Origin of the sequence: Hymenobacter terricola (assembly GCF_017921975.2) — a bacterium.
Lineage (GTDB): Bacteria > Bacteroidota > Bacteroidia > Cytophagales > Hymenobacteraceae > Hymenobacter > Hymenobacter terricola.
In genome coordinates this window covers 1-983 of record NZ_JAGEMO020000210.1, presented here as the reverse complement: position 1 = coordinate 983, position 983 = coordinate 1, and the positions used below count along the sequence as shown (strand labels likewise).

General features: G+C 72.7%; 1 protein-coding gene. It reads right to left on the bottom strand.

The annotated features are described in order from the left end of the window. A partial coding sequence (locus J4G38_RS28265; protein WP_226164158.1) for a T9SS type A sorting domain-containing protein occupies positions 1 to 983 on the bottom strand: 983 nt, incomplete at both ends.

The following is a 983-nucleotide window of genomic DNA, read 5'->3' as shown; positions in this document are numbered from 1 at the left end:
TATTCGAGGACGACTTTGCGGGTGAGGAGCTGGCCGGCGCGGGCCACGCGCAGGGTGTAGACGCCGGTGGGCAGGCCGCGGGTGGGCAGGGTTTGTTCGGCGGCGTTGGTCAGGGCTTGTTCCCGCACCACCTGGCCCAGGGCGTTGAGCAGGGTGGCCCGGCCGGTCCCGTTCGGGCCGCTGAGGCTGAGGGTGAGCTGGCCGGTGCTGCTCGGGTTGGGGAAGACGAGCAGGGCGTTGGCGGCGGTCGGCGCTTTGGCGGCCAGCACGTTGGTGGCGGCCAGGGTGAAGGCGCCGGTGGCGTCGGAGCTGCCGTAGCCGCTCACGGCCACGTAGTAGCGGGCGCCGGCCGTCAGGCCGGTCACCGCAACCGGGGCGGTGAAGCCGGCGTTGGCCGCGCCGGCCGAGGCGCAGAACACGGAGGTGAACGGCCCGGCCGAGCAGCTGGGGCTGGCGTAGAGGCGCACCATGCCCGCCGCCGGGCCGGTCAGGGTGAGCGTGGTGGCGGCGGCCGAGGCGGTGAAGGCGAACCAGACGTCCTTGGGCAGCTGGGCCGAGGAGCAGGCCGGCAGGTTGATGCCGGCCTGGGCGCTGGTGGTGGCGCCCACGTTCGAGCCGGTGAGCACGGCATTGGTCAGGCCCAGGGCGCCGCAGGGCTCGTCGTTGGCCGGGGCGGTGAGCGGGGTGGTGAAGCAGGCGGGGCCCACGAAGGCGCTGCCGCCGTTGGTGGGCCCGCAGTTCTGGCGCACGTAGTAGCAGTAGGCCGTGCTCGGCAGCAGGCCGTTGAGGGCATAGGTGTTGGCCGTGAGGGCCGTGACGTTGGTGCCCGTGCCCTGCGCGAAGCCCGACAGGCCATACTCCAGCTCGTAGGTATTGCCGGCGGGCAGGCCCCCGGTGGGAGCCGTCCAGCTCAGGGTGGCGGTGGTGTTGGTCAGGTTGCTGGAAGTGGGGCCGGTGGGTACCGAGCAGTTCGAGGGCGAAGT